The sequence below is a fragment of the Acinetobacter sp. NIPH 2100 genome (assembly GCF_000369805.1).
Lineage (GTDB): Bacteria > Pseudomonadota > Gammaproteobacteria > Pseudomonadales > Moraxellaceae > Acinetobacter.
The window spans coordinates 1,737,482-1,762,208 of record NZ_KB850224.1; the positions used below are offsets into that span (position 1 = coordinate 1,737,482).

Here is a 24,727-nt window from a genome sequence, read left to right on the forward strand (position 1 = left end):
AGATATGCAAACGATTGAGATAAAAATAGAAGCCTTTGGTGCAATTGAACGGTTATTACCCAAAGCGCTGGCATTTGAGTTTGCAGAAGATCAAATGGTTAAAGATGTATTGTCACACATTACAAGCTTGTATCCAGATGCCAGCACAGCCATGGAGAAATGTGCCTGTGCGATTGGTGAAGATATTGTGACCCGTCAAACGGCACTAGATAGGTCCTGTACCTTAGTCTTGTTGTCGCCAGTAGCAGGAGGTTAAATATGCGTGAATTTGCCCGCGTCCAAGATCAGGCTTTGAGCCTAGACAGCTTTGATCCAATTCAGTCATTTCCTGAATGTGGTGGCATTGACATATTTATTGGCACGGTACGTAACCATCATGAAGGCAAAGCAGTTAAGGCACTGAAATATACTTCTTATACGCCTGTGGCGGAAAAAATGATTCGTGCAATCGAACAGGAAATTAAAGATAAATATCAAGTCTCTTATGTTCGGGTGATGCATCGGATTGGCTATTTGGATGTCAGTGAAACTGCGATTATTGCCATTGCTTATGCAGCCCATCGCCGTGAAGCATTTCAAGCGTGTGAAGAGGCAGTCGAGCGCGTTAAGCATGAGGTACCGATCTGGAAAGAAGAGTTTTTTATGGATGGAACCAGTCAATATGTCGAGGGCTGCTGTATTCGTAAAGATCAGACTGAGCAAGTTGTTCATTCCCACTCTCATAAACATGACCACCATCATCAACACTGTGCACATGAGCATACACACGAATAAAGCGTCAGGAAGTTAAAATGAAAAATGTTGGGATGAAACCCGAAAGTTATCGTGTTGCAGAAGCACAAGCCGTTTTACATGCGCCAGCACATTGCATCCAACTATTGCGTGACGGTAATACAGAAAAAGGGGATGCTTTAAAAACAGCACGTATTGCAGGTATTTTGGCGGCCAAACGAACAGATGAGCTGATTCCGCTTTGCCACCCTTTGCCAATTTACCGTGCGGATGTTGAATATGATCTGCATGATGATTATGTCGTGATTCTGACGACGGTTGAAACCATTGGTCCAACTGGTGTTGAAATGGAGGCATTAACCGCTGCGAGTCTGGCAGGTTTAACCCTGTATGATATGCTCAAGCCGCATTGTGAACCTGAAGAGCTGTGTTTGGATCAATGCAAGTTGCTGAAGAAAAAAGGTGGGAAATCACACTTTAAACGTACTTTACGTCAACCTGTTTCTGCGGCAGTGATTGTACTGTCAGATACGGTTGCTGCGGGTCGTAAACCAGATACTGCAGGTAAGTCGGTGGTGGATACCTTGACGGAAGCAGGCTTTGATCCGATTCATTATCAAATTTTGCCCGATGAAGCTGATCAGTTAAAAGACTTGGTCTTAGAGCTGACCAAATCTTATGCCTGTATTATGACGGTTGGTGGTACAGGAATCGGTAAGCGCGATATTACCGTGGATACACTAGAACCATTACTGGAACGAAAATTAGATGGCTTAATGGAAGCCGCGCGTTCATTTGGGCAAAAACGAACCCCATATGCGGCGATGTCACGTGGTGTTGCTGGTTTTATTGATCGCTCATTGCTGGTGACTTTACCAGGAAGTCGTGGTGGGGCAAGCGAATCAATGGCTGCAATCTTACCTGCATTGGTCCATATTTTTGATGTATGTCGAGACTTACCACATCCGGGAGGATATGAATAATGTCTGGATGTGGCGCTGAAAAAGGTTTGATCAGTATCGATGATGCTTTAGCATTGGTTCAGACACGACCTAAAGCTTTAACTGTTGAGACTCTGCCATTGGGGGATTGTCTCAATCGCTATTTAGCCAAAGCGGTCTGTTCGAAGGTGAATTTACCTAGTTTTTCACAAAGTGCTGTGGATGGTTATGCATTGAGCAGCACGCTTGAGAATCTTCAAAATTGTACTTTCGAGGTGATTGGCGAGATTAAAGCGGGTAGTGAAACTCAGCATCAACTTATTGATGGCCAAGCGATTCGGATATTTACAGGCGGAAAGACGCCTGATGGTACCACCCATGTCGCGCGACAGGAAATTGTTAAAGTTGAAAGCGATTCCACCATTCGCTTGATTGAACATATCAAACCTCAAGCCGATATTCGCTTTGTCGGTGAAGAAGTGCAATCTGGCCAGCAATTGGCGGATGTCGGGCAACGAATCAATATTGGTGCACTCGCAGCACTCAGTATGGCTGGTATACAACACATTGATGTATTTCGGGCGCCTAAAGTTGTGGTGGTGATTACGGGTGATGAAGTTGCTGAAACACCAGAAGACCTACAGGCAGCTAAAGTTTTTGATGCCAATGGTCCGTTGCTTAAAGCTTGGTTGAAAGACTACGGTTTAGAGGTGGATATCTTGCATATTGCAGATGAAGCTGGACATGTAAGTCAGTGTTTTGAACAGTTAAAACATCAATATGACCTCATTATCACCACCGGTGGTGTTTCGGTTGGGGATTATGATTTTGTTCGGCCGTGCACATTTGCAACAGGTTTTGAACAAGTTTTTTGGAAAGTAAAACAAAAACCAGGAAAACCACTTTTCTTTGCTGAGTTTATACAACAAGATCACGCATGTTATATATTGGGTTTACCCGGAAATCCTGCCGCAGTTTATGTGTGTATGCAAGTCTATGGCAAAGCGCTATTAGATGCTTTACAGAATCAACGTCAGCCCTTGCAATGGTTTAGTGGTGTATTGACACATGATTTGAAGTCAGATGCACGTGAACGGTTTTTGAGGATGAATGCTTATTTTGAACAGGGGCAATTGAAGCTACAGAGTTTGTCAAAACAGCAATCACATATGTTAAGTAATTTAATGCAAGCAAATAGTCTGGTGCGTATTCCTGCCAATATTCAGCTAGAAGCAGGGCAAGTGCTTAGCGGCTTATTCATTCATCATTCATCGTATTGATGAATTTATGTAACATTCAATGTTTTTGTCACTTTTAGCCAAGTGCCAATATTGCATCTGATGGATAAGGTGGTTTAGTGTATATTTTATATTGTTTAGTTTCTAAGCATTACGGTTCAAGACATAGATTCCATGTCTTTTAAAAACTCTAAAAAATGATAAGGTGATAACAATGAAATGGGACGAAATTGGCGACCAGCCATGTTCAGTGGCGAGGACGCTTTCAGTATTGGGTGATCGTTGGACAATGCTCATCTTACGTAACTCATTTATGGGTATACGCCGTTTTGATGATTTTCAGCGGAGTTTGGGGCTCACACGCCATGTACTTTCTGAGCGCTTAAAGCGTTTGGTCGAACATGGGATTTTAACCAAAGTTCCTTATGTTGATCGTCAAGAGCGCTTTGAATATCAACTGACAGACAAAGGCTTAGACCTTTATCCAATCATTCTCTCAATGGTGCAATGGGCGGATAAATGGATGGATATGGGACTTGGTAAACCTGTTGAATTTACCCATAAAAACTGCGGTCGAAAAATCAACCCGAAAGTTGTGTGTTCTGAGTGTGATCAACCAATTCAAGCCAAAGATGTTCGGGTCGCGGCTGGACCTGGTTATTTTGCTTTTATAGAGCAGAAGAAGCAAAGCGCCTGATTTATAAATTTTGTCGTTCTGTCTCTTGTTGAATCGCTTGAGATAGAACTTCAAAAACCTTGGGTTGCAATGATTGAGCGACATTAAAACGAATAAAGTTTTTAAAATTTTGACTCTGGCTGAATGCATTTCCTGGAGCCAAAATCACGCCATTTTCTAGGCAGCGCTGTGCAATGCGTGCTGTATCAAAATGTTCTGGTAATTCACACCAGACAAATATTCCTGCTGAGGGATGAGTCCAAGCTGTGATTCCCAATTTTTCTAGCTGCTTGATGGTTGCATCCATTGCTTTTGCCAAACGGACTTTCAACTCGTCTAGGTATTTTCGATAGTTCCCATCAGTTAAAGCCGCGAATAAAATTTCAGAGGATAAGTTGCTTCCACCAAAGCAAGTCGCGATTTTGATATCAGTTAAGTCTTCGATCCATTCTGGCTTGGTTGCAATATACCCAGTACGAACTGAGCCAGATAAAGTTTTAGAAAAACTGCCGATGTGAATAACGCGCGATAAACCATCCAATGCAGCAAGACGAGGAGCACTGTGTCGCTCTAGATCTGCAAAAATATCATCTTCAATCACGATCAGATTGGATTGCTCAACCAGTTTTAGAACCTGATATGCAGTTGCTGCTGTCAATACGGCACCTGTTGGGTTATGAATGCCTGAATTGGTGATATATAAACGAGGATTGTGGTTTTGAATCGCGTGAGAAAAGGCCTCAAGATCAGGACCCGTAGGCGTATAAGGGACAGCAATGATTTGAATCTGATGGACTTTGAGTAAGGCATGAAAGTTAAAATAACAAGGATCATCCACTAAAACCACATCATTGGGTTTTAAGAAATAACGACAAATCAAATCGATCGCCTGTGTGCCAGAATCGGTTAATAAGATTTGATTGGGTCCTGCTTCAATACCTTTGCTTAATATCTTTCTTGAGAGCAATTCCCGTAATGGAGCAAGACCGAGTGGGGTTGAGTAGTCGGTTAAAATATGTGGATTGGCTTTAGCGACTTTACGGATGGCTTTACGGATATTTTCATGTGGCATCCAGTCATCAGGCAGCCAGCCACAGCCGGGTTTTAAAACGCCTTGTTTTGCTTCTAAAGCTTGCCTTGAAATCCATAAAGGATCGATGCTTCGATCAATTTGAGGATGTATTTCAGAAATCGATAATGGGGCAAGTGGCCCTGAAACAAAAAAGCCTGAACCTGTTTTTGCTTCGATAATTCCTTGCGAAGCAAGACGTTCATAAGCTTCAACAATGGTCGAAATAGATAAATGCAATGACCCCGCCAAAGCGCGTACCGAAGGCAAACGATAGCCCGGAAGTAATGAGCGGGTTTTAATCTGCTCATGGATGTGTTGTATCACGAAATCAATCTTTGTACTTTTCATTGCATTTGATTATTGACTGTATTGGTTGTTAATACAGTACAGTTATTTAAAATTGTACTGTAGTGTGTATGGTGCATAAACCATAACACAGTTTAAATTCTTGACATAGATCTGGAGAATTTAAATGAAAACTTTAAGTAGTGGTTGGATGAATGGGCTGATTGGCGTGATTATTTTTGCAGGCTCATTGCCTGCAACACGCGTTGCAGTTATGGATTTCAGCCCTACCTTTTTAACCGCTGCACGTGCGGCAATTGCAGGTATTTTGGGGCTCGTACTCATTTTATTATCACGGCAGCAATTGCCAGAGCGAAAGGACTGGCTTCCTTTGCTTTACGTCTCTATTGGTGTCGTGGTTGGATTTCCTCTGTTCACAGCCTTGGCATTACAGTATGTAAGTGCTGCACATACCATCGTTTTTGTTGGATTATTACCCTTGGCAACGGCTATTTTTGGTGTGTTACGCGGCGGAGAAAGACCGAATTTCGTATTTTGGCTATTTGCAATTTTGGGTGCATCACTGGTTTTTGGATATATGCTGATTCAAACTGGAAGTTGGGCATTCAATTACGGTGATATTTTTATGTTAGCCGCAATCTTGCTGTGTGGTTTTGGCTATGCTGAGGGTGGCAAGTTATCCAAGCATCTCGGTGGCTGGCAAGTGATTTGCTGGGCACTGATCATCACGTTGCCGATCATGCTGCTCATTTCATATCTGTATATGCCTGTGAGCTTTGCACAAATTTCAACATCGGCAAAACTTGGTCTGGCCTACGTGTCTTTATTTAGTATGTTGATTGGGTTTTTCTTTTGGTACAAGGGCTTGGCACAAGGAGGGATTGCTACAGTTGGGCAACTTCAACTATTGCAACCAATCTTTGGTTTGGTCATAGCAGCAGCCTTATTACATGAACAAGTAAGCCCAGCTATGTTTGGTGTCACAGTTGCCGTAATTGCCTGTGTTGCTTGTGCCAAGAAATTTGCGTAACTCAAAAATTATAAGCAATTTGCAGGTTTAGGCACGCCAGCTAAACGACTCAAATGGCGAGCAACTAAACCTGTATTAAATTTTTGCTGTAATTCCGCATTGTTAATCTCGGGACTAACAGTTTTGATTAAAAACTTAATGAGCGGACGTGTGGCTGGTGAGTGTCCAAACTGTTGGTAAAATTGGCGTACTGCATGCAGAATTTCAAAATGCCAGTCTGTTAACTGTAAATCCAGAGACCTTGCTAACTCTTGAGCAACGTCTTGATTCCAAATAGTGTAATCAACCAAATGACCGTCTTGATCTAACTCTAACTGCATAAAAAGCCTAACAAAATTTTGAATGAATCGAATACATATTATTTCAATGAAATACAGCGCTTAAACTTTAAGACCAAATCTGCAAATTGTGCATAGTTAATTTCCTGAATTTGGTCTTTCACGTCATCAGAAAGAAGGCTGCATTCATTGGTTAAACAATAAATGTTGTGATAAATCGTTGTAATGGATGAAGGCACTTGAGCAGCAGCATCACCCATAAGTACGATACAGTCATCAGATTGTGCCATTTTTACTAGATCAGACCAAATCAGATCAGCTGTAGATTGAACTAAAATGAGTGTTGTATTTTCCATAGCAAGGCACCTTACCAATACAGAATATGATCAAATGATTGAATAAACTCAGGATTCAGATCAATAAATTCAATGTCCTGATCGGTATTTTTGACTATGCTAAGCTCTTGATTTTTAGATTCAATTAGAATTGGTGTTAAATCGTAGAATTCGAAACTTTCGACCATGTTGGCTGCGATTTTGAACTCGTGTTTAAGTTGATCAAATTCTAAATTATTGTTTAATAAGCTAAGAGCCGCACATTTTAATAATACTTTGACAGAAATACCAAAGGTTGCTAAAACCATAGTTGCGGACAAGCTTTCATTGACTTGCAAACTTGTTAAGTTAGGTTGCGTTAGGATGACGAGTACAGATTTCACACAATTTACCTTTTCAAAGCAACACTGTAGTAAAGAACTTTAATTAAAATTGAATTAATCGAGAACAGCTTTGCACTGCGTCAGCAAGCTCTCCGAGGCCCACAAGTTCAAAGCCATTGGCTAAGTTGTGGTGCTGAAGTGAATGACGTTTTGCATTGTCCGCATCAGTGATTCCCCGAGCAAGGGCAGCACTGACACAGACAGGGAGTCGAATGCCAAGCTTTTGCCATTCTTGTTTTAGGTTGCGTTGATCATCAGGAAACCACTGTAAATCATTCGCAACCTGAACACCATCTTGGTAAAAGAAGACACGAAATTCTTCATGCTTACTTTGTAAAGCTTGAGCTAAACCAAACGCATGCCAAGCCATAATTGATGTAGGCGCAGAAGTAATTAGCAGTAGTGTACTCATTGAATATTCACTATGGGTTGAAGTTGGCAAAACTGATGATGGACAGATTTAAGGGAAGGTAAGTATACAATGATTTTGGTGACAGGTGGTTTAGGCTTTATCGGTTCACACATTGCTTTGAGTTTGTTGGCTCATGGGCAAGAGATAGTCATTGTAGATAACTTAGCCAATTCGACCCTGCAGACATTGGAGCGACTGGAATATATTTCGGGAATGTATATCCCATTCGCGAAGCTTGATGTTCGTAATACCCCAGCCTTGAACAAAGTGTTTGAACAGTATTCAATCGATACGGTTATTCATACCGCCAGTTTTAAATCACTAGAAGAATCTGCGCTAAAACCGCTTGAATATTATAATGATAATGTTAGCAGCATTATGAGCTTGCTCAGAGCAATGCAGCGGATGGGTGTAAGGCAGTTAATCAATTTGTCCAGTCTGGCCGTTTATGGTCAATCGAGTGCTGAACTCAAGGAAAATACTGAGTTCAATTATAAATATTCAAATCCTTATGTTCGATCCCAGCAAATTGTTGAAGATATCATTGCTGATACCTATCGTGCAGACCCTGAATGGCGGATCGTAAATCTGCGTTTGTCCAATATTGTGGGTGCATTTGAGCATGGTGTATTAGGTGAATTTGTTACTCAACTTCCGAAGAATATCGTACCCTTGGCTTTACAAGTTGCTGCAATGCAGCGTGAATGTATTGAATTACAGAACCAAGCACCGACTGCCGATGGTACTGTAGAGCGAAGTTTCCTACATGTACTAGATGCATGTGATGCTATTTTAATGACCTTAAATTGGCTAAGTTCACAGAATAATTGCTTGGAATCATTCAATATCGCGCATTCACAAGTGACCTCTATTCAAAATTTACTTAATGAAATTGAGAAGGTCACTCAGGCCAAGGTCAATGTTCAACCCGCAGTATTTCAGCATGATGAGATTGCACAATTAGGTGCAACAATTGAGAAGGCAGAGACAGTTCTTAACTGGTCACCAAAACGGTCTTTAACACAAATGATTGAAGATGAATGGCGCTTTTATTTGAATACCTTAAAAGGTAATTGAGATAATGATTCTTATTTACAATTGTGCCTGCTTTGATTAGGATAACGGCAACTAGCCAAAGCATCACTTTGCTTCAGCCCGTAAGTACTTTAACCAAATAGAGCAGAGGTTGTTTATGCAAATGCGAATTGAACACGACACAATGGGTGACATTGAAGTTCCGAATGAAGCCTTATGGGGTGCGCAAACGCAACGAAGTTTACAGAACTTTAAGATTGGTCAAGAGCGCCTGCCACGTGCCATGATTCGTGCGATGGGTCTGGTGAAAAAAGCAGCTGCGATTACCAATGCTGAACTAAAACAACTCCCTGAAGATTTAAGCCAATATATTGTTGGTGCTGCTGAAGAAGTGATTGCTGGACAATGGGATTCACAATTTCCATTGGTGGTTTGGCAAACAGGTTCAGGTACGCAAAGTAATATGAACTGTAATGAAGTCATTGCAAACATTGCCAATCAGAAATTAGGACAAGTATTGGGTGCACAAAAACCAGTACATCCAAATGATCATGTCAATCGTGCACAATCAACCAATGACTCGTTCCCAACCACAATCCATGTGGCTGCAAGTATTCAAATCAATGAATTACTCATCCCGGCTGTTGAGAAGTTGAAAGAGACTTTACAGCGTAAGTCAGAAGAGTTTGATGATATTGTTAAAATTGGTCGTACCCATTTGCAAGATGCGACTCCTTTGACTTTAGGACAAGAGTTTAGTGGTTATGTTTCACAATTAGAGCATGGTTTGAAGCGCTTGCAGCAAGCTCTCTCAGGTCTATATGAATTGCCTTTGGGCGGCACAGCAGTAGGTACTGGATTAAATGCACATCCAGATTATGCGGTTAAAGCAGCTGAGCAATTAGCAGAATTAACAGGTCTGCCTTTTGTGACTGCACCGAATAAGTTCGAAGCATTGGCAGGCCGTGATGCTGCAGTATTTGCTTCTGGTGCATTAAAAACACTTGCTGCTAGTCTGAATAAAATTGCCAATGATATTCGCTGGTTAGCGAGTGGTCCACGCTGTGGATTCGGTGAAATTCGTATTCCAGAGAATGAGCCTGGTTCAAGTATCATGCCAGGTAAAGTCAATCCGACCCAAAGTGAAGCAATGACTATGGTTGTTGCTCAGGTTTTAGGTAATGACACTACGATTAATGTGGCAGGTGCTTCTGGTAACTTTGAGCTGAATGTATTTATGCCTGTGATTGCTTATAACTTGCTGCAATCAATTCAGTTGTTGGGCGATGCATGTAATAGTTTTAATGATCACTGTGCGGTGGGTATTGAACCAAATCGTGACAAGATTGATCACTTCTTACATAACTCATTGATGTTGGTCACTGCGTTGAATCCTGTGATTGGTTATGAAAACTCTGCTAAAGTCGCAAAAACTGCTTATAAGGAAAATAAAACCTTGAAGCAAGTTGCTGTTGAACTTGGTTTAGTCACTGCTGAGCAATTTGATGAAGTGGTTAAACCTGAAAATATGGTTTCTCCAAATAGTAAGTAAGTTCTTTATTTGTAATACAAAATCCCTCTTTTGTTAGAGGGATTTTTTTATGAGTAGTTTTTATAAAGTGAACTGCGTACAATACTCGTTTGATTTACCAGACTGTTGCTTCCTTATGCTGAATATTTATTTAACGGATACAAAAACCAACATCCAGTTTTCTGATCTTCCAAATGAAAATCCTGTTAAGTTTCTGTTGAATTTAAAGAAAATTTTTCCGAGCACCGCTGATTTATTGTTACCTGTATTGCCAGAGGACAATGATCTGGAAAATGTAACTTGGGAAGCGACTTCTAAAGATTTTGAAATTTTTAAAAAATTATTAGAAGGTTGGGGCATTATCGAATTGCGATTAAGTGCGATTACCACTTATAAAGATAAAAACTTTGCCAATGAATTGGTGAAAAAAGCACAAAGCAATCGTAAGCAAATTGCACAGAAACAATCCCAATTATCTTTGATTGCCTTGGATTATGTATTAATGCATGAGATTCATGCGCTGATCGATGCTGAATTGGTGATGATTGGTGAAAAATTCTATTTACCAACGTTACGTGAACTGTGGAAAGGACAGTTTCCAGAACAAATTTTGCAATGCAAATTTTAATGTTGAAAAGCAGACTTTAGGTCTGCTTTTTTATGCTTCAGCTGATTTTAAACCGCATAAATCTTAATCTACAAACAATTACAAGAATTTAGTGTCTGTATTTTTATGCGGCATATATATTGCTTATAAGGATATAAATATTATTGCGGGAGAGAAGTTCTTCAATGAACTCGCCGAAGGAGCAACGACCCCGGAAACTCTCAGGCAGAAGGACTGTAATAATAGAAATACAATCTGGAGAGCAGTGCTCAACTTATAGAAATTAACAACCATTTTTCTTCTATGATAAACACTCACCGAAGGGGAAGGCTAAATGATTAATTGGTAATCATCTGCCAAAACTCTCAGGTACCATGACAGATGGGGCTATGCATTAAGAAATGTTATGCATTTCTAGGAGTTTGCTATGCCACATGTTGTTGTCATTGGTGCGGGGATTACGGGTGTAACGTCTGCTTATGAATTAAATAAATTTGGCTATGAAGTGACGGTGATAGATCGTCATCTGTTTCCAGCCATGGAAACTTCATTTGCCAACGGCGGGCAACTGTCTGCCTGTAATGCCGAAGTTTGGAATCAAAAGGCAACGGTGCTTAAAGGCATTAAGTGGATGAGTAAAAAGGATGCCCCTTTATTGCTCAATCCATCCTTTAGCGCACATAAATATCGCTGGTTGATTGAGTTTTTAACGCATATTAAAAATTATAAAGCCAATACCATAGAGACAGTGCGTTTAGCACTTCTGGCAAGACAACGTTTGTTTGAGATTGCAGAAAAGGAAAATATCTCGTTTGACTTGGAAAAACGCGGCATTTTACATATGTATCATACCAAAGAAGACTATGATATTGCTAAGAAGGTCAATGATGTGCTGGTCGAAGGTAAGCTGGAGCGGAACGCGATTACACCAGAAGAAATGAGAGCTATTGAGCCTACTTTAACAGGCGACTATTTTGGCGGGTATTACACAGCGGGAGATGCAACAGGAGATATTCATAAATTCTCAGTTGGCTTAGCTGAAACAACTCAGCAATATGGTGTGAAATATCGTTTTGGCTTAGATGTTGTTGATGTCAAATTCAATCAAGACAAAGTGGTTGTTCATTGCAAAAACAGCTCGGAAAATGTCAATCCAAGCTCTGATGGTATTACTGAAATTGTTGCAGATTTGATTTTGGTATGTGGTGGGGTGGGCAGTTACCAATTGGCCGACATGTTAGGTGATAGTGTCAATGTTTATCCAGTCAAAGGCTATTCCATTACGGTGCAACTGAAAGATGAACGTAGTGTGAAAAATGCGCCGTGGGTGAGTTTACTGGATGAAAGTGCCAAGATTGTGACCTCGCGTTTAGGTGCAGACCGCTTACGTATTGCTGGGACAGCTGAATTTAATGGCTATAATCGGGATATTCGCGCTGACCGGATTCAGCCTTTGATTAACTGGGTCAATCAAAACTTTGATATTTCGACTGAACATGTGGTTCCGTGGGCAGGTTTACGTCCAATGATGCCGAATATGTTGCCTGTAGTTAAACAAGGTAAACAGGCTCGAGTGTTCTATAATACTGGGCATGGACACTTGGGGTGGACTTTATCTGCCGCAACTGCGGTATTGATTAGTCAAGAAATTGCAGAAAAATTCCCTAACTGAATCAAAAAAGCCGATGTGAGAACATCGGCTTTTAAATCTTAAAACCATTAATCGTACAAACGATAGATGCCTGTAAATCTTCCACAATCTTTTTGCTCAGATTTAATGATCAATAAGGCTTTTTGAAAATCAAATTGATATTGGCATTTTTTTTCATTATCAATGATTTGGCCCTTTTGTTCGGGCGTGCTATAGGCCAGTAAGGACAAGGTCTGCGTTTCTACACGATTATTGGGGTTGCGATATGCTGTGCCTTCGATTTTGAGTTTATCTTTATCCAGTTGATGGATCTGTAAATGTACAGGTTGAGCTGCGAGTTTGCCCTGTTCATATTTTAGATAATGCTGTGTCAAAGTTTGATTCATCGAGGTATAAAAATTCAGATCGTCCAAACGTGCATCAAATTGCTGTTGATAACAGCTTTTGGTTTTGCATTGCTGTACTTGATTCAGCCAGAGTGTTTGGGTGTCGTGCAATAACTGTAACGGAGCATCGGTTACTAAATAGGCCGTTAAAAACTTGGCATTAAGTTTCTGGCGTTGCTCTTTATATGACTTGGAGCAGATTTTTTGAGTGTTTAAATTCTTGCTGGTGCAGTCAATTGATTCCGCATAGGCAAATGTTGAGCAAAAACAACTCAATGTGATGATATAGCCAGATTTCTTTAATTGATTTCTTACAGTGTTAAACAGCATAATCACTTATACTTTCAGTCTAATTTGCTCAACGTACTATAGCGAAATAGAAAGCCTGAATACAAGATTTGTTCGGTATATTGTAAAAGGAAAATCATATGGTTGCTCAAATTCGGATTGGACAAGGGATGGATGTACATGCCTTCGAAGAAGGTGATTTTGTTACTTTGGCAGGTATTCAAATTCCACATACGCATGGTTTAAAGGCACATTCAGATGGTGATGTGGTTTTACATGCGCTGAGTGATGCTTTATTAGGAGCGTTGGCACTGGGTGATATTGGACAGCATTTTCCAGATACAGATCCAGAGTACAAAGGTGCAGATAGTCGCTTGTTACTTAAACATGTCTATCAGTTGATTTTAGATCGTGGTTATCAACTCAATAATGCAGATATTACAGTGGCTTGTGAGCGTCCTAAATTGGCAAAGCATAACTTAGAGATGCGCCAAAGCATTGCAGATGTTTTAGATGTTGATGTGACTCAAATCAGTATTAAAGCCACAACGACTGAAAAATTAGGATTTACTGGCCGCCAAGAAGGTATCCTGGCAACGGCAACAGTATTGATTTCACATCAAGCAAAATGATTGCTATTCATTAATGATTGCTCAAGTTCTTGCGTTGCTTTACGACCTTGTAGTTGTAAGGTAATGCTATGAATTAAGCCTGTCCAAGTCTCATTGGGTTCCCAAATTTGATGCAACAGCTCCTGAGCCGCTGGCATCTCAATATTCATATAGAATTGACGATAAAGATACATCAGACAACTGACACGCATATTTTGAGCGCAGTGCAGCCAAACCATTTCGTTCTGTACTAGATGATCAATAAGATCTAAGACCAACAAGCATTGCTCAGAACAAGGCACATCCCAGTCAATTGGAATATGAATATAATTTAGTCCCAAATCTAAGCAGGTCTGGTCTTGATTCGGTAGATGCGTTTCTGATTTGCTGGTCGCAAGATTAATGACAGTACTGCAACCATATTCTTTGATCTGTTGAAGTTGCTCAGCCGTTGGTTGTGCAGAGCTAAACAGATGCTCATGCACCAAAGAAAAGCTTGGTATTTGAGATAAGGCTTGTTCAAGTGAAGTCATAACGTCCGCTGTATGTTGAGTGAGTTTCTCATATCGTGAGAAACTTATTCTAAAGGGCTTAGCTTACTATAAGTGTTTTTATTTCACTGTTCAATTTAGAATGCATACAAATAAAAACAGCATCCTGAGATGCTGTTTTTTTAACTTAATCTTTTTTAAGATTTTCGTTGAGTAAGAATTCCATCAAGGCCTTTTGAGCATGTAAGCGGTTTTCTGCTTCATCCCACACCACTGCATTTTTGTGGTCCAGCATATTTTCTGAAATTTCCTCACCACGGTGTGCTGGCAAGCAGTGCATGAATAGACAGTCAGGATGAGCCAAATCCATGAGTTTTTCATTGACTTGGAAATCTGAAAACGCTTTTTCACGTAATTTCTGTTCTTCTTCCTGCCCCATGCTTGCCCATACATCAGTCACGATCAGGTCCGCATTGACAGCAGCGTCTTCCGCTTTATTGAACACTTCTGCACAGTCCGCAAATTCAGCTAAAAATTCTGGCTTCGGCTCATAACCTTCAGGTGATGCAATTTTAAGTTTAAAGCCCATCATATGTGCTGCTTCAATATATGAGTTACACATATTGTTGCCATCACCAATCCATGCAACTGTTTTACCTTCGATGCTACCACGGTGCTCTTGAAAGGTTTGCAAATCAGCAAGTAACTGGCAAGGGTGGTGGTCATCCGTAAGACCGTTGATGACTGGCACAGTCGAGTAAGAGGCAAAACGTTCTACAATATCGTGACCAAAAGTACGGATCATGACGATATCCAGCATGCTTGAAATGACACGTGCAGAATCTTCAATCGGCTCACCACGTCCTAATTGTGTATCACGTGGTGAAAGAAAAATTGCATTACCACCAAATTGGCAAATACCTGCTTCAAAAGAAATACGTGTGCGTGTACTCGATTTCTCGAAAATCATTCCCAAAACTTTACCAGCAAAAGGTTGATATACCGTAATGCTATGTTGCATGCGTTTAAGTTCTTGTGCACGATCCAAAATGCGTTGCAATTCTAAAGAGGATAGGTCTCGTAAAGTAAGAAAATGCCGAAGCGCCATATTTGCTCCCCCAGTAATTATTGAATAAAAACAATAATTAAGTGATGATTAATGGGTGTGGGTAAAAAGGAATTGAATACTATACTATAGGTTCAAAAAAATGCAAAAGAATTAGACCTTTTGATGAGCCTTTAAAAATAAATCTACTGAATAATTAATATAATCAATAATTTCTGCATCGTTTTCAGTGACATCTAGACCCATTAAATTACGCCATTCAACATCACGTAAGGTTCCAAAATACATCATTGCAGAAAATTTGGGTTGAGCACAAAAGATTTCATTATTCTTGCTGGCTTGCTCAAGCGCAAAGGCAATCGTATTTTGAATATTTAAAGCACATTGATCATAGAAGTAATGCGCCAACTGTATGTCTTTTTGCGTTTGTTCGGTGAACATGCGCATAAAGGCGATATTTTCAGGCTGAATGATGTGTTGATAAAACCGCTGTAGGGTTTGGGTCAAGTAATTTCTTAAATCTGTTGATTCTGGCACATATGGAAAACAGACACCCTTAAAAAATACTTCCCTGCGATAATCGCAAATGGCTGTAAATAGACCTTCTTTATTGCCAAAGTATTTATAAATAGAGGTTTTTGAACCACCTGCATGATTAACGATATCATCCAAAGACACTGCCTCATAACCATTCTCGAGAAATAAATCGGTTGCGCACAATAATAGGGCAAGACGACGTTCTTCTCCGCGACGAGTTTGAGGTTTGGCACAGCTTGGATAGCAAATATCAGTCATTATCTACTTTGGGGTGGTTGGGTTGACTCTAGTATAGCAAAAACCATATCTGTTGTATGGCTATGAAATTTACGAGTGTGTCAAAATTTCTCAATTCAAATGAAAAAGCGAGTAACTGGTACTCGCTTTGTATGGCTATTCATTAAGCTGAGCGGATTTCTTCGTCGTCATCGTCATCAGTAGAATCCATGCCTAACTCTTTGAGTTTACGGGTCAGAGTATTGCGTCCCCAACCTAGAAGCTCAGCAGCATGACGTTTACGTCCACGTGTTTGTTGGAGTGCGGCATTAATCAGTGTGCGCTCAAACATTGGTGTCGCGATGTCCAGAAGTTTCATTTCACCATTTTTAAGCTTTTGGATCGCCCATTGTGCCAATAACTCATCCCAATGATGCACTGCAATACGTTCAACCAAAGCAGGACTGGTATTTGATGCAGCTTGGGCTTCATTGTTTTTATGCACAGAAGCTTGTTTAAGCTCCGCGGGTAGATCTTCTGGATAAACTTCACGACCGGTAATCATGACTGTTAACCAGCGACAAGTATTTTCCAACTGACGCACATTACCTGGCCAAGGCAGTTGTTGCATATAGTCTGTGGTTTCTGTGCGTAAGATTTTAGGACTTACACCCAGTTCTTTGCCAGCGCGTGCCAAGAAGTGCTGAGCCAGCATCGGAATGTCTTCACTACGATGTGCGAGCTTTGGAATATGAATACGGATTACGTTTAGACGGTGATATAAGTCTTCACGGAAGCGACCTTCATTGACTAATTTTTCCAAGTCTTGATGGGTTGCTGCAACGATACGTACATCGACCTTAACTGGGATATGTCCACCGACACGGTAGAATTCGCCATCTGCCAAAACACGAAGTAAACGTGTTTGAGTTTCAAATGGCATATCACCAATTTCGTCGAGGAATAAAGTACCGCCATTGGCTTGTTCAAAACGGCCTTGATGTTGGGTATTTGCACCTGTGAAGGCGCCTTTTTCATGTCCAAATAACTCTGTTTCAATCAAGTCTTTTGGAATGGCTGCCATATTTAAGGCAATAAAAGGTTTGGCACGACGAGGTGAGTGTTTATGTAGTGCATGTGCAACCAACTCTTTACCTGTGCCTGATTCACCATTAATCAATACGGTAATATGTGATTGAGACAAACGGCCGATGGCACGGAAGACTTCCTGCATCGCAGGTGATTCACCAATAATTTCGGTCGATTGCAATGGTGATGCTGCTTTAGTTGCTTCTTGTTGCTGCAACTTATTAATGTGCAAAATCGCACGATTAACCAAAGCCAAAGCTTCATCGATATCGAATGGTTTTGGTAAATACTCAAATGCACCTGTTTGATAACTTGATACCGCTGACTCTAAATCAGAGTGCGCTGTCATAATGATTACAGGTAAATCAGGATGCGTATTCTTCATTTTGGATAAGAAAGTTAAACCATCAATCCCCGGCATGCGGATATCCGTTAAAATCACATCGGGCGCATCATCATGTAGACGTTCAAGCGCAGTTTGTGCCTCTTCAAAATTGGTGACATCAAAACCCTCTTCTTTAAAGGTTTTTTCCAGTACCCAGCGCATGGCACGATCGTCATCAATTACCCAAATTTTATTTCGTGACATGGTTTAACTCCCAAGGTAGATATAGGCTAAATACGGTTTTTCCCGGAATTGATTGACACTCAATCATTCCGTTATGTTGATGCATAATATTTTGAGCAATACTGAGACCGAGTCCTGTGCCTTTGGCGCGGCCAGTCACCAGTGGGTAGAAAACGGATTCCAAGATACTTTCAGGAACGCCAGGACCATTGTCTTCAATGTCAATGCGTACTGTTGAGCGATTTAGCACACCATTAATCGTGACGAGGCGTTGGATTCGGGTTCTTAAAACCAATTCAGGTTCCGAATCGGTAAAAAAGTCTTTATTTTCGGTCATGGCTTGTACAGCATTGACACTGATGTTGAGCATGACTTGAATCAATTGATCACGATCTGCCATCACATCGGGTAAGGAAAGGTCGTAGTCGCGTGTGATCTTAATTTTCTTCTTGGTTTGATTTGCAATCAGGGAACGAACACGTTCTAAGGGTTCATGTACATTCACATGTTCATAGCTTGGTAGCTGACGTGAGCCAAGCATGGTGTCCGCCAAGTTGGTGAGTCGATCGACTTCACTAATAATAATGTCAGTAAATTCACGATAGTTATCATCAGCTAGACTACGGGCAAGGAGCTGGGTTGCTCCACGGATACCTGCGAGCGGGTTTTTAATTTCATGTGCCACACCTCGAACTAGCTGTCGAGCCACTTGATGCTGTTGAACTAAGTTTTCTTCTTTCGAAATTTTCAACATGCGATCAATTGGATTGAGTTCAATTAACAGCAGTGGGTGATAACTTTTGCCTGCATTGAGTTGTGACGCAGTGTAATCGACATGAATCGGTTTGAAATTTACATTGATGACCGCTTCACGACGAGTATAGTGTTGCCCACTTTCTAATGTGTTTAATAAAGCTTCATGCGTGTTAAATGAATCATCATGTGCATGTAGCAAATTTAATACAGGTTGACCCGAAGCGCGGAGCAAGCTGATATCAAATAATGCTTCACAAGCAGAATTTAAATAAAAAATATTAAGCTTACTATCGACCAATAAAATGGCGGTGCTCAGATTATCTACTAAGAGTCGATAGTCGATAGTGTTCTGTTGATCCATTTGTGAATCATCCTGTTTTAAAATGGCGCAATAAATATAAATTTTAATGAATAGCCATTAACTTCTAAAATGTACTTTATGCAAAATACAAGCCAACTTTGTATTAACTAAATTTCAATCACTTAATTCTGAAAGAATCGATTTATACGGTATTTTTCACATACATCTGCTTATTTCAATATTTTATTATGTTCCAAATTGGTGCGTTGTAGGATTTTGTTTAAAATTTTGGTTGTATTTTGGTGCATTACACAAAGAGATGGCTTTGCTGCTATGCGTAAGCAAAGAAAAGTCATACAATACGCCGATTCTAGTGGAGCGCAGATTCATGAAGACCCCCAAAGTCGGTTTTGTATCTTTAGGTTGTCCTAAGGCATTGGTAGATTCTGAACGAATTTTAACTCAGTTAAAGACTGAAGGTTATCAAGTTGCATCAGATTATGACGGTGCAGATTTGGTTGTTGTTAATACCTGTGGTTTTATTGAATCTGCAGTACAAGAGTCTTTAGACGCGATTGGCGAAGCCATGAGCGAAAATGGTCGAGTTATCGTTACAGGCTGTTTAGGTAAAGACGAAGACAAAATTCGCCAAATGCACCCAAATGTTCTTAAAGTAACAGGTGCAGCAGCCTATCAAGATGTAATGGAAGCAGTACATGAATATGTACCAGCACCGCCAAAGCACAACCCATTTATTGATTTGGTTCCTGAGCAAGGTGTTCGTTTAACACCGAAGCATTATGCTTATTTGAAAATTTCAGAAGGCTGTAATCACCGTTGTACATTCTGCATTATCCCAAGTATGCGTGGTGACCTCGTGTCTCGCCCAGTGGGTAAGGTATTGGATGAAGCAGCAGCATTGAAGCGTGCAGGTGTGAAAGAAATCTTGGTGATTTCTCAAGATACCTCGGCTTATGGTGTAGACACCAAATACAAGTTGGATTTCTGGAACGGTCAGCCAGTTAAGACCAAATTCTATGACATGTGTGAAGCACTCGGTCAGTTAGGCATCTGGGTGCGTTTACATTACGTCTATCCATATCCACATGTGGATGCTGCCATTGATTTGATGGCGCAAGGCAAAATCCTCCCTTATTTAGATATCCCTTTTCAGCACGCCAGTCCGCGCATCTTAAAATTGATGAAGCGACCAGCCCATAGTGAAAATACTTTAGAGCGCCTTAAATTGTGGCGTGAAAAATGCCCTGAATTGGTGATTCGCTCAACTTTTGTTGTGGGTTTCCCTGGTGAAACTGAAGAAGATTTCCAAATGTTGTTGGAATGGTTGAAAGAAGCTCAGCTCGATCGCGTGGGCTGTTTTACCTATTCACCTGTTGAGGGTGCAACAGCAAATGATCTTCCAGATCATGTGCCAGAAGAAATCAAGCAAGATCGTTATGAACGCTTCATGGAAGTGCAGCAAGCTATTTCAGCAGCTAAATTGCAAAAACGTATTGGTCAGAAAATGACTGTACTGGTTGATAGCTTGGAAGAAGAGTTTCCAGTGGCGGTTGCACGTTCATATGCAGATGCACCAGAAATTGATGGCAACGTTTTTGTTGAAGATATTGATAAGAGTCTGATTAAAGCAGGTAACTTGCTTGAAGTTGAAATTACGGATGCTGATGAGTATGACTTGTTTGCAAAGTTAATTCAGATTAAATCTGCTTGATGTTGAATTAAATTTAAGAAAGTTTTGAGATTGGTCGGTTTGGAGAAAAGTATGTCAGCTTCTAAGAATCCACGTTATGCACGTATTTTGCTAAAGCTTTCAGGTGAAGCTTTAGCAGGCAATAAAGATATGGGTATTGATGCCCAAGTATTAGATCAAATGTCACTTTCAATTGCTCACTTGGTTGGTCTAGGCGTTCAGGTGGGTATTGTGGTTGGTGGCGGGAACTTGTATCGCGGTAGCCAATTGCAAAAAGATGGTTTGGTTGGTCGTGTTACGGGTGACCAAATGGGCATGTTGGCAACGGTAATGAATGGTTTGGCACTGCGTGATGCATTGGTACGCCGTAATATCAAAACACGTCTTATGTCAGCATTGTCAATTGGTACTGTCGTAGAGCCATATTCAAGCCGTGATGCAATTCGTCATTTAAGCCAAGGCGAAGTTTGTGTGTTTGTTGCTGGTACAGGAAACCCATTCTTTACAACTGATACAGCAGCTTGCTTGCGTGGGATTGAGATCGAATCGAACTTAATCTTGAAAGCGACTAAAGTTGATGGCGTTTATAATAAAGATCCAAGTAAATATGATGATGCTGTTAAATATGACCATTTAACTTTTGATCAGGTTTTAGATGAGAAGCTTGGTGTGATGGATCTTACGGCAATTTGTTTATGCCGTGATCACAATGTTCCATTGCAAGTTTTTGATATGAACAAATCTGGTGCATTGCTTTCTGTCGTGATGGGCGAAAAAGAGGGTACTCACGTTACGAACTAGGGTTTGTTAATATTTCACCATGCATTGCGTTATAGACTAAAACAACACAAACTAGGCATGAAGCGAAAATAATGGCGATACCCTTATTGAGTTTCATAACGACGTTTGAGGAAGTTTTAGTCATAACCCTGCGGGCAGGAATTTTTTTGGCGTTACTGCGTTATGTTTAATTTATTTAGAGTGGCTAAATTTCATAAAACATGCCTTGCATCGCCTAAAAAATATTCTCTGTCGCAATCATCTGTGAAATGTTAATAAACCCTCATGTACGTGAGCCATAAAGCTCTTTATACTAATGTCTAAATATTTTGTAATACCTAATGAATAAGTAAGGAAGATCATATGATTAACGATCTCAAACAAGATAGCGAACAGCGTATGCAGAAATCGCTTGACTCTTTAGAGTTAGGCTTTGCCAAAGTTCGTACAGGTCGTGCGCACCCATCTATTTTAAATGGTGTGATGGTTTCTTACTACGGCTCTGATGTTCCATTGAATCAAGTGGCAAATATCGGGCTTGAAGATTCGCGTACGCTTTTGGTTCAACCATTTGAACGTTCAATGGTTGCTGCGATTGATAAAGCGATTCGTGAAGCAGGTTTGGGCTTGAATCCTATTACTGCTGACGCAATCCGCGTACCAATGGCTGCGTTAACAGAAGAAACTCGTCGTGATATGCAAAAAGTTGCGCGTGCTGAAGCTGAAAATGCCAAAGTTGCGATTCGTAATATTCGTCGCGATGTATTAGGTGATCTCAAAGCATTATTGAAAGAAAAAGAAATTTCTGAAGATGATGACCGCCGTGCATCAGATGATATTCAGAAAATTACTGATAAATATGTTGCAGAAGTGGATAAGCGTCTTGCAGCGAAAGAAGCAGAATTGATGAAGGTCTGATTTCATATGACCTTGCAAGAAGAACAGCTTCTTCCTCAACATGTTGCCATCATTATGGATGGCAACAATCGTTTTGCCAAAAAAAAGCAAATGCAAACTGGCGATGGGCATCGTGAAGGCAAGAATGTCTTGGATCCTGTCGTTGAACATTGTAAAGCAGTCGGTGTGCGAGCTTTAACCGTTTTCGCATTTTCAAGTGAAAATTGGAATCGCCCACAATACGAAGTTGATTTGTTAATGAAGTTGTTAGAAGAAACAATTCATGAGCAATTGCCTCGTATGGAGCAATTTAATATCGCGTTGCGCTTTATTGGTGATCGTTCTCGGTTGTCAAATAAGTTACGTGATTTAATGCAATACGCCGAGCAAAAAACTGCAGCTTTTGACTCTATGACTTTGACTATCGCGATTAGTTATGGCGGTATGTGGGACATGGCACAGGCTGCAAAAGTGATTGCTCAAGATGTACTTGCTGGAAAACTTCAAGCAGATCAGATAAATGTTGATTTATTCGATAAATATGTCAGTCTAAATGATCTCCCTGCTGTCGATTTGTTAATCCGTACAGGCGGTGACTATCGTTTGTCTAACTTCTTACTGTGGCAAGCTGCGTATGCGGAGTTGTATTTTACCGAGACCTTATGGCCCGAGTTTACAGTGAAAGAGTTAGATCACGCATTTCGTGTTTTTTCAGGACGTGAAAGACGCTTTGGCAAAACCTCAGAACAAATTCAACAAGCGAAAATAGAGAATTAATAATGTTAGAGCGGATTATTACCGCATTGGTGTTAGTTGCTGTTGTTTTAAGTTGCATGTTTGCAACGCAATCACATTATCCAATGTTTATGCTTATGATTTTAGCCGCAGGGGTCGCAGGTTATGAGTGGTTTAAGCTTATGCCGCGAGCAGTTACAGCTGTGTCAAAACCTAAAGCTTGGTTATATGGTGGATGTGTTGCGGCAGTATCAACACTCGCATTATTTTTTGATGATGTTGCACTTTTACTTTGGGCTGCATCAATTCTCACGTGGTTAGGCAGTATTTATTGGGTTAAAAATTTTCCTGAATCAGATAGTTGGTACAACGTTTCTTTATATATCGTTGGCTTTATTCTGATATCTGCTGCGGTTACTGCACTTTATGCAGTTTGGCATAGTTCGCCATGGTGGTTGATGTATTTGTTCCTGTTGGTATGGGGAGCAGACAGTGGTGCTTATTTCGTTGGCCGTAAATTTGGGAAGAAAAAACTTGCACCATTTGTAAGCCCAAATAAATCTGTTGAAGGCTTATATGGCGGCATTGCAACCACGATTATCATTATGATGGTTGTACAATATTTCTATTTAAATTTAAGCGTTATACAGCTTATTTTATTCTTGATCCTTTCGATTATTACCGTATTTGCATCGGTGCTAGGTGATTTATTTGAATCAATGATTAAACGCCGTGCAGGAATTAAAGATTCTGGTCGTGTTCTTCCAGGGCATGGTGGTGTGTTAGACCGTATTGATTCTTTGCTTGCTGCTGCACCGATTTTTGCAACTGGCATGTATATATTAAAACTTATTGGTGTAGATCTTTAAATGACTCAAGCTGTTTGTATATTGGGTGTTACGGGTTCAATTGGACAAAGTACTTTAAAAGTATTGGAACAACACCCAGACCAATACACTGTATTTGCAGTCTCTGCATATAGTCGTTTAGATGAACTTTTAGAAATTTGTAAAAAATATCATCCCAAGATTGTTGTTGTGCCGAATGAGAAAGCATTTGAGTTACAACAACGTTTCAATCAAGAAAATCTAAAACAGATTGAAATTTTGACAGATGAAGCTGGCTTAATTGAAATTGCTGAACATGCTGATGTTAATATCGTCATGGCAGCTATTGTGGGTGCAGCTGGATTGCTACCAACGCTGGCAGCAGTCAAAGCAGGTAAGCGTGTTTTACTTGCCAATAAAGAGTCGCTCGTGATGTCTGGTGATATCATGATGCAAGCCGCGCGCAAACATAATGCTTTGTTATTGCCAGTCGATTCTGAGCATAATGCAATCTTTCAATCCTTACCGCATAATTATTTAGATGCTGAAAGAACGGGCCAACCACAATTAGGTGTATCTCAGATCTTGCTGACTGCATCTGGTGGGCCTTTTCTGAATCACTCGCTAGATCAATTGCAAGATGTCACTCCGCAGCAAGCATGTAAGCATCCAAACTGGTCAATGGGGCAAAAAATCTCTGTTGATTCTGCGACTTTGATGAATAAAGGCTTAGAATTAATCGAAGCTTGTCATTTGTTTTCAATATCAGAACATTTTGTTACAGTTGTTGTTCACCCACAAAGTATTATTCATTCCATGGTGCAATATGTGGATGGATCAACTTTGGCACAAATGGGTAATCCAGATATGTGTACGCCAATTGCTCATGCATTGGCTTGGCCAAAACGTTTGGAGACAAATGTTCCTGCTTTAAATTTATTTGAGACAGCTCAACTGAACTTTCAGTCGCCTGATCTTGTTAAGTTTCCTGCATTGGACTTAGCACGTCAGGCGATGCGTGCAGGTGGTTTAGCACCAACGATTTTAAACGCGGCAAATGAAATTGCAGTTGCAGCATTTTTGCAGCAAAGAATTCGATTTACTCAGATTGCTCAAGTTGTCGAAAATACCTTGCAAACTGTACAAAATGCTAAAGCAGAAAATATAGACATCATCTTGCAGACTGATATGATCGCAAGACGAATTGCAGAAAAGTATATTGTGGATATAGGAGGCTAAAT

At 40.4% G+C, this 24,727-nt stretch carries 28 protein-coding genes and 1 riboswitch; of the genes, 17 read left to right on the forward strand and 11 right to left on the reverse strand.

From position 1 onward, the window contains the following. Window positions 1-4: 4 nt before the first annotated feature. The 5 genes from F887_RS09960 (at window position 5) to F887_RS09940 (ending at window position 3,608) form a co-directional block, all read left to right on the forward strand. Window positions 5-256 (forward strand): MoaD/ThiS family protein, encoded by a 252-nt coding sequence (locus F887_RS09960; RefSeq protein WP_005293674.1) that lies wholly within the window; start codon window positions 5-7, stop codon window positions 254-256. Window positions 257-258: 2 nt separating this feature from the next. Beyond that, on the forward strand, window positions 259-774 hold the full coding sequence (locus tag F887_RS09955) for a molybdenum cofactor biosynthesis protein MoaE (protein WP_005293677.1): 516 nt from the start codon (window positions 259-261) through the stop codon (window positions 772-774). 17 nt (window positions 775-791) lie between these two features. Next, a complete protein-coding gene (gene moaCB, locus F887_RS09950) occupies window positions 792-1,715 on the forward strand; it encodes a bifunctional molybdenum cofactor biosynthesis protein MoaC/MoaB (RefSeq protein ID WP_005152599.1) in 924 nt (307 codons plus the stop codon). After that, entirely contained in the window at window positions 1,715-2,953 is a 1,239-nt protein-coding gene (locus F887_RS09945) for a molybdopterin molybdotransferase MoeA (RefSeq protein ID WP_005293680.1), read from the forward strand. Before moaCB ends, F887_RS09945 begins: the two co-directional genes overlap by 1 nt. 172 nt (window positions 2,954-3,125) lie before the next feature. Next, window positions 3,126-3,608 (forward strand): winged helix-turn-helix transcriptional regulator, encoded by a 483-nt coding sequence (locus F887_RS09940; RefSeq protein ID WP_005293683.1) that lies wholly within the window; start codon window positions 3,126-3,128, stop codon window positions 3,606-3,608. 1 nt (window position 3,609) lies between these two features. On the opposite strand, the gene F887_RS09935 is transcribed toward F887_RS09940, so the two are convergent. Then, window positions 3,610-5,007, reverse strand: a complete 1,398-nt coding sequence (locus F887_RS09935) for an aminotransferase-like domain-containing protein (RefSeq protein WP_005293687.1) — start codon at window positions 5,005-5,007, stop codon at window positions 3,610-3,612. A 124-nt stretch (window positions 5,008-5,131) separates the two neighbouring features. Here F887_RS09935 and F887_RS09930 point away from each other — a divergent pair, with 124 nt between their 5' ends. Next, window positions 5,132-5,995, forward strand: coding sequence for a DMT family transporter (locus tag F887_RS09930; RefSeq protein WP_005293689.1), 864 nt, complete (start codon window positions 5,132-5,134; stop codon window positions 5,993-5,995). A gap of 8 nt (window positions 5,996-6,003) precedes the next feature. On the opposite strand, the gene F887_RS09925 is transcribed toward F887_RS09930, so the two are convergent. Genes F887_RS09925 through tusD form a run of 4 tightly spaced genes read right to left on the reverse strand, consistent with a single transcriptional unit; the run spans window position 6,004 to window position 7,403 of the window. Next, entirely contained in the window at window positions 6,004-6,315 is a 312-nt protein-coding gene (locus F887_RS09925; protein ID WP_005293692.1) for a TusE/DsrC/DsvC family sulfur relay protein, read from the reverse strand. A gap of 38 nt (window positions 6,316-6,353) precedes the next feature. Next, window positions 6,354-6,629 carry a hypothetical protein gene (locus F887_RS09920; protein ID WP_005293694.1) on the reverse strand — a complete coding sequence of 92 codons (276 nt, stop codon included), beginning with the start codon at window positions 6,627-6,629 and terminating at the stop codon, window positions 6,354-6,356. Between the two features lie 11 nt (window positions 6,630-6,640). Then, complete coding sequence (locus tag F887_RS09915) at window positions 6,641-6,991, reverse strand: hypothetical protein (protein WP_005293697.1); 351 nt, start codon at window positions 6,989-6,991, stop codon at window positions 6,641-6,643. A 43-nt stretch (window positions 6,992-7,034) separates the two neighbouring features. Then, window positions 7,035-7,403 carry a sulfurtransferase complex subunit TusD gene (gene tusD / locus F887_RS09910; RefSeq protein ID WP_005293700.1) on the reverse strand — a complete coding sequence of 123 codons (369 nt, stop codon included), beginning with the start codon at window positions 7,401-7,403 and terminating at the stop codon, window positions 7,035-7,037. 69 nt (window positions 7,404-7,472) lie between these two features. Between tusD and F887_RS09905 the strand changes: the two genes are divergently transcribed. The 4 genes from F887_RS09905 to F887_RS09890 all read left to right on the forward strand — a co-directional run bounded on the left by F887_RS09905 (window position 7,473) and on the right by F887_RS09890 (window position 12,248). After that, the gene (locus F887_RS09905) at window positions 7,473-8,480 is read left to right on the forward strand and encodes an SDR family NAD(P)-dependent oxidoreductase (protein WP_005293703.1); all 1,008 of its coding nucleotides are present in this window, start codon (window positions 7,473-7,475) and stop codon (window positions 8,478-8,480) included. A gap of 115 nt (window positions 8,481-8,595) precedes the next feature. Then, a complete protein-coding gene (gene fumC / locus F887_RS09900; RefSeq protein WP_005293705.1) occupies window positions 8,596-9,990 on the forward strand; it encodes a class II fumarate hydratase in 1,395 nt (464 codons plus the stop codon). A gap of 115 nt (window positions 9,991-10,105) precedes the next feature. Next, on the forward strand, window positions 10,106-10,597 hold the full coding sequence (locus tag F887_RS09895) for a hypothetical protein (RefSeq protein WP_171067460.1): 492 nt from the start codon (window positions 10,106-10,108) through the stop codon (window positions 10,595-10,597). Between the two features lie 136 nt (window positions 10,598-10,733). Continuing rightward, window positions 10,734-10,823: riboswitch (glycine riboswitch) on the forward strand. A gap of 180 nt (window positions 10,824-11,003) precedes the next feature. Further along, a complete protein-coding gene (locus F887_RS09890) occupies window positions 11,004-12,248 on the forward strand; it encodes a D-amino acid dehydrogenase (RefSeq protein ID WP_005293711.1) in 1,245 nt (414 codons plus the stop codon). 47 nt (window positions 12,249-12,295) lie between these two features. On the opposite strand, the gene F887_RS09885 is transcribed toward F887_RS09890, so the two are convergent. Next, window positions 12,296-12,943 (reverse strand): A1S_1983 family putative colistin resistance protein, encoded by a 648-nt coding sequence (locus F887_RS09885; RefSeq protein WP_005293713.1) that lies wholly within the window; start codon window positions 12,941-12,943, stop codon window positions 12,296-12,298. A gap of 98 nt (window positions 12,944-13,041) precedes the next feature. Here F887_RS09885 and ispF point away from each other — a divergent pair, with 98 nt between their 5' ends. Then, entirely contained in the window at window positions 13,042-13,533 is a 492-nt protein-coding gene (ispF, locus tag F887_RS09880; protein WP_005293716.1) for a 2-C-methyl-D-erythritol 2,4-cyclodiphosphate synthase, read from the forward strand. On the opposite strand, the gene F887_RS09875 is transcribed toward ispF, so the two are convergent. From F887_RS09875 to glnL, 5 genes are all read right to left on the reverse strand, one after another. Then, window positions 13,521-14,045: a protein tyrosine phosphatase family protein gene (locus F887_RS09875; protein ID WP_005293719.1), complete on the reverse strand. Its 525-nt coding sequence runs from the start codon at window positions 14,043-14,045 to the stop codon at window positions 13,521-13,523. The two genes, ispF and F887_RS09875, sit on opposite strands and share 13 nt — an antisense overlap. 145 nt (window positions 14,046-14,190) lie before the next feature. Next, complete coding sequence (gene argF / locus F887_RS09870) at window positions 14,191-15,111, reverse strand: ornithine carbamoyltransferase (protein ID WP_005293724.1); 921 nt, start codon at window positions 15,109-15,111, stop codon at window positions 14,191-14,193. Between the two features lie 111 nt (window positions 15,112-15,222). Continuing rightward, window positions 15,223-15,864 carry a TetR/AcrR family transcriptional regulator gene (locus F887_RS09865; RefSeq protein ID WP_005293726.1) on the reverse strand — a complete coding sequence of 214 codons (642 nt, stop codon included), beginning with the start codon at window positions 15,862-15,864 and terminating at the stop codon, window positions 15,223-15,225. A 142-nt stretch (window positions 15,865-16,006) separates the two neighbouring features. Continuing rightward, window positions 16,007-17,500 carry a nitrogen regulation protein NR(I) gene (gene glnG / locus F887_RS09860; RefSeq protein ID WP_005293729.1) on the reverse strand — a complete coding sequence of 498 codons (1,494 nt, stop codon included), beginning with the start codon at window positions 17,498-17,500 and terminating at the stop codon, window positions 16,007-16,009. Further along, on the reverse strand, window positions 17,487-18,596 hold the full coding sequence (gene glnL / locus F887_RS09855) for a nitrogen regulation protein NR(II) (protein WP_005293732.1): 1,110 nt from the start codon (window positions 18,594-18,596) through the stop codon (window positions 17,487-17,489). The genes glnG and glnL overlap by 14 nt, the downstream gene beginning before the upstream one ends. Window positions 18,597-18,924: 328 nt before the next feature. Between glnL and rimO the strand changes: the two genes are divergently transcribed. The 6 genes from rimO (at window position 18,925) to ispC (ending at window position 24,725) form a co-directional block, all read left to right on the forward strand. Next, complete coding sequence (rimO, locus tag F887_RS09850; RefSeq protein ID WP_005293736.1) at window positions 18,925-20,268, forward strand: 30S ribosomal protein S12 methylthiotransferase RimO; 1,344 nt, start codon at window positions 18,925-18,927, stop codon at window positions 20,266-20,268. A gap of 51 nt (window positions 20,269-20,319) precedes the next feature. Further along, the gene (gene pyrH / locus F887_RS09845; protein ID WP_005152641.1) at window positions 20,320-21,048 is read left to right on the forward strand and encodes a UMP kinase; all 729 of its coding nucleotides are present in this window, start codon (window positions 20,320-20,322) and stop codon (window positions 21,046-21,048) included. A gap of 342 nt (window positions 21,049-21,390) precedes the next feature. After that, on the forward strand, window positions 21,391-21,945 hold the full coding sequence (gene frr / locus F887_RS09840; RefSeq protein ID WP_004653307.1) for a ribosome recycling factor: 555 nt from the start codon (window positions 21,391-21,393) through the stop codon (window positions 21,943-21,945). A 6-nt stretch (window positions 21,946-21,951) separates the two neighbouring features. Next, window positions 21,952-22,701 (forward strand): polyprenyl diphosphate synthase, encoded by a 750-nt coding sequence (gene uppS / locus F887_RS09835; protein WP_005293740.1) that lies wholly within the window; start codon window positions 21,952-21,954, stop codon window positions 22,699-22,701. Between the two features lie 2 nt (window positions 22,702-22,703). Then, window positions 22,704-23,528, forward strand: a complete 825-nt coding sequence (locus F887_RS09830) for a phosphatidate cytidylyltransferase (RefSeq protein WP_005293743.1) — start codon at window positions 22,704-22,706, stop codon at window positions 23,526-23,528. Further along, window positions 23,529-24,725 carry a 1-deoxy-D-xylulose-5-phosphate reductoisomerase gene (ispC, locus tag F887_RS09825; protein ID WP_005293745.1) on the forward strand — a complete coding sequence of 399 codons (1,197 nt, stop codon included), beginning with the start codon at window positions 23,529-23,531 and terminating at the stop codon, window positions 24,723-24,725. It abuts the gene before it with no gap. Window positions 24,726-24,727 lie beyond the last annotated feature (2 nt).